General features: G+C 45.7%; 5 protein-coding genes. 4 read left to right on the top strand and 1 reads right to left on the bottom strand.

Annotated features, from left to right (window positions below; genetic code table 11):
* A partial coding sequence (locus KDK16_RS07675; RefSeq protein WP_257275423.1) for an F-box/WD40 repeat-containing protein occupies positions 1-1,460 on the top strand: 1,460 nt, incomplete at its 5' end.
* Positions 1,461-1,593: 133 nt separating this feature from the next.
* Here KDK16_RS07675 and KDK16_RS07670 read toward each other — a convergent pair.
* Positions 1,594-2,811, bottom strand: a complete 1,218-nt coding sequence (locus tag KDK16_RS07670; protein WP_257275422.1) for an ADP-ribosylglycohydrolase family protein — start codon at positions 2,809-2,811, stop codon at positions 1,594-1,596.
* A gap of 390 nt (positions 2,812-3,201) precedes the next feature.
* On the opposite strand from KDK16_RS07670, the gene KDK16_RS07665 reads away from it, so the two are divergent.
* The 3 genes from KDK16_RS07665 to KDK16_RS07655 form a co-directional block, all read left to right on the top strand.
* Entirely contained in the window at positions 3,202-3,423 is a 222-nt protein-coding gene (locus tag KDK16_RS07665; RefSeq protein WP_257275421.1) for a hypothetical protein, read from the top strand.
* Between the two features lie 7 nt (positions 3,424-3,430).
* Positions 3,431-3,775 carry a WD40 repeat domain-containing protein gene (locus tag KDK16_RS07660; protein WP_257275419.1) on the top strand — a complete coding sequence of 115 codons (345 nt, stop codon included), beginning with the start codon at positions 3,431-3,433 and terminating at the stop codon, positions 3,773-3,775.
* Between the two features lie 153 nt (positions 3,776-3,928).
* On the top strand, positions 3,929-4,210 hold a 282-nt coding region (locus KDK16_RS07655), incomplete at its 3' end, for an F-box protein (RefSeq protein WP_257275418.1).

Here is a 4,210-nt window from a genome sequence, read left to right as displayed (position 1 = left end):
TCACTGTAGCTGACAAGGAAAAAAAGAAAAATACATCATTACGGGACTTATCCTCGTTATCACTTTCCATGATTTTTAGCTATTTGAAACTTCGAGATATTCGCAGTTTAGAACTGACATGTACCTACCTTCACGCCGCTGTCAAAAAAGATAACGCCCTGGCAAAAGCATGGTATCACCAGTTTTCTTCTCCACACCAGTATCAACTTAGGATGACTATCACTACAAAAAATGAGAATCAACTCCATGATTGGTTGAAGTCATTCACGAATGATAAGGCGTTAATCGACTCACTGATGGAGCGCCGACATTGTAGTGTTCATGTACCTGCTGTATTGTATTTCACCAAGACTAAGCTGATGTCTGGGTGCAATACTTTTAAATTAGTCACAAAAGCCATCATTAATGAAAATACGCGAGTTAACTCAGCCGCCCTCAGTGCCGATGGCCGTCATCTGGTAACCGCTTGCGTCTATGAACCAGCGAAAATCTACAGCATCAAGACCGATGGATCATGGGTAAAAAAAACCATTATTCCCCATGACAACCCAGTCGCATCAGCCATTTTCAGCCTCGATGGCGAATATGTGGTGACCGCCAGCTGGGATGGCACTGCGAAAATATATGGCTTGGGACGCGATGACACATGGAAACAAAAAGCCATCATTTCCAATGAGTACAGTGTCTACTCAGCCAGCTTCAGCACCGATGGCCATCATGTCGTAACCGCCGGTTTGGATGCGACAGCGAAAATCCATAGCCAGAAGACCGATGGATCATGGAAACTAACAGCTACCCTTACACATAATAAGTCTGTTGAATCAGCCAACTTTAGCACCGATGGCCGCTATGTGGTCACCGCCAGTTACGAGAACAGGGCGAAAATCTATTGCCAGCAAACGGATGGTTCATGGAAAAATACCGGAACCATTCCCCATAATGACGCTGTTATTTCAGCCAGCTTCAGCCCCGATGGATGCCATGTAGTAACAGCCAGTATGGATTTTAGTGCGAAAGTATATGGCCAGAAGACGGACGGATCATGGGAAAAAAAAGGCACCATCTCTCATAGTGGTGCTGTCAATTCAGCCAGGTTCAGCCCGGATAGCCGCTTCGTGGTGACCGCCAGCCGGGATGGCACTGCAAAAATATATAGCCACACAGCTAATGGATCGTGGAAAGAAAAAGTCATCATTTATCATAAGTATTGGGTTCTATCAGCCACCTTCAGCCCTGATGGCCGCCATGTGGTAACTGCCAGCATGGACAGAACGGCCAAAATCATCGGTCAGCAAGACGATGGGTCATGGTTAGAGAAAGCCAGCATTTCCCATAAAGGCAAGGTCTTATCAGCTACCTTCAGCGCCGATGGCAGCCATGTGGTAACCGCCAGTGACGACGGTATAGTGAAGGTTACTGAGTTACAGGTTAGTGATTCATTGTTTGCTGTCACTGAGTAACGCTATTCAGCCTGTATTAAAAGTCAGAAACTTATCGGTCATTTTCCCGAATCAGAGACCAGTTTCGTTGGTTACCGTGAACAACCCGTTGTGAGCCTAACTTTGAAAAGATCGCCGGAAAGCAATGTTTAATTCACATTGACTGGCTCCCGCAGGCACAATTACACGTGCCGCCCTCACTTTCATCCTCATCATCTACCAGATAATCCACAGCATTGGGGTTTATAGCTACCCACTCCGGCAAATCGTCAAGTAACGCCTGTAACTGTTTCAGCTCCGGCTCCGAACCAAACTCGCTTCGCCTGAAACCACCCTCCTGCAAAGCACTGAGTGCCATTAACATTGCCCCAACCGTATCCTGGTCGATGGTAAATTCTGCTACCTGCTGCAGCAACGAATTCTGGGTTCCGTCACCGGTAAACAGAAAATACAAAACGGCCGCTGCAGAACTGGGAGCCCAGGTTCCTCTGAGCTTTTTGTCACCCGTTTTTTTACGAGATCGCTCCGCACCGGAACTGGAAGGCATCAGGCGATTTAACTCAGCCATAACCTCTCCATGATCAGGGTTGCGAGTATACGTGTTTTGCTGGATCTGTTGCTCAATAATCCTCAGGCATTTCAGAACTTCTGGTTCGGTGACATGTCTATAAATGCGCTGAAAAGTTATTTTAGCCAGATCCCTGTTTGCAGTCCTTACATCACGATCTTCGATCATGACTCTTGCAGCAAGGGCAATAACGACAGCAGCCTGCATGGCCTGCTCATGGTTATGACTGACCTGAACTGTCTGCCGAACCCGACTGACAAAATCCTCGTCACTGATAAACGGATCATGATCAAGGATAGCCACAATCGTAGCAATGCCCATGCAGCCGCCATTACCAGAAGAGCCTTCCGCCTTTCCTGACCTTGTACGAAAACTCTGACCGGAAAAACCCAGAACCTGATCCCTGGTTGTTATAGTGCCATTCCTGAATCCCTGAAAGAATGTTTTTAACAACCGTGAGTGAAAAGCACCGTAGTCGCTTAACTCCACATTAATCGGATCTTCCATTTTTAAACGAAAACGCTGCCCATCAGGAAATGCAAAAAAACACTGATACTTAGCCAGCCTGACAACATCAATTTGTGCACCTTTATCCTTTCTTTGGTGCTTTTTATTAGTGCGACCAGAGCTTTGGTAATAGTCCAAAAAGAACTTATAGATCGCAGCCGCTTTATGTGTATCATCGGTAAATAGCCCACGCCTGGCTGCACCGTTGCCATACCGGACTGTTCCCTTATAATCCCCCAGGGCAGTGCCAAGCAAAGCCAGCTCTGCATTGGTCGGGGTAACAGCAAATGCTGGCATTATTACCAGAAAAAAAACAACAAAGCACAGGCAGTGAGCAATGAAGAATTGAAAACCAACTGAGCCAGAACAACATTCTGGCTCAGTTCGACTCGGGACGGTCATTAAATATATTCCTAAGATCCATTCAGATAAGGGAATAATAGCGGCTTTATTAAGTCTTGCTACCCGATAGCCTGCAGGCAATGTAAAACTTAATGGACATCAGCGGCCATCATCAACAAGAGCTATTACAAGACCATCCCCTGGGGGGCGGGTTCATCCTGTTATTGTTAGTTGTACTTAACAACACGCTATGAACTTTTATGTCAAAACGAACTCTAATTCATCGCATCTTTTTTTGTATGTGCTTTCTAATCATGGATAAATCTAACTTTCGGAGAACCAGGCATGGATGGACTGAATAATAACTGCGGTATTGCAGGTCAACACCCAATAACCACTATAGCCACTCAATCAATAACACCAACGGGCATCAGTGCAGGTAGAACCATCGCTTTAGTTAATAAGGAAAAACCTTCATTGCTGGATTTATCTCCATTACCCTTTTCCATTATTTTTCGCTATTTGAAGCTTCGGGATATTCACCGTTTCCATCTTCAGCGCCGATAGCCGCCACGTGTTGATTGCCAGCCAGGATGGCAGTGTGAAAATCTATGGCCAGACAAGCAAAGGATCATGGGAAAAAAAAGTCACCATTTATCATAAGTGTGGAATTCAATCAGCCACTTTCAGCCCCGATGATCGCCATGTGGTGACTGCCAGCTTAGACGGAACCTCGAAAATCATTGGTCAAAGAACCGATGGATCATGGTTAGAAAAAGGCAGCATTTCCCATGATGACGCGGTCTTTTCAGCCACCTTCAGTGCCGATGGCAGCCATGTGGTGACTGCCAGTAAATATGGTACGGTGAAAATCACTGAGCTACAGAGCAGTGACTCATTGTTTGCTGTCACTGAGTGACGCCACTCTGCAGGTACTGAAACGCAGACATCCTGTTAGCACTCACAACAATGGGTTATGAACTTTTATTCCGAAACTGACTCTAATTCACCGCATCTTTTTTTGTCAGTGATTTCTAATCAAAGATAAATGCTAACTTTCGGAGAACCAGGCATGGATGGACTAAATAATCACCCCGGTATTGCAGATCCACACCCAATACCCAAAATACCAGCTCAATCGGCAACACTAACAGGCATCAGTGCAGGCAGAGCCATCGCTGTAGCTGATAATGAAAAAACTTCATTGCTGGATTTATCCCCACTACCTTTTTCCATTATTTTTCGCTATCTGAAGCTTCGGGATATTCACCGTTTACAACAGGTATGCACCCACCTTCACGATGCTGTCAAAGAAGATAAGGCTCTGGCAAAAGCATGGTATCGCCAGTTTCCT

It is taken from the genome of Endozoicomonas sp. SESOKO4 (assembly GCF_024606275.1).
This window is presented reverse-complemented; position numbering and strand designations above follow the sequence as displayed.

Excerpts from the sequence above, each read along its gene's own strand:
- KDK16_RS07670 (WP_257275422.1), bottom strand. The coding sequence starts at position 2,811 with ATGCCAGCATTTGCTGTTACCCCGACCAATGCAGAGCTGGCTTTGCTT.
- KDK16_RS07665 (WP_257275421.1), top strand. The coding sequence starts at position 3,202 with ATGGATGGACTGAATAATAACTGCGGTATTGCAGGTCAACACCCAATA.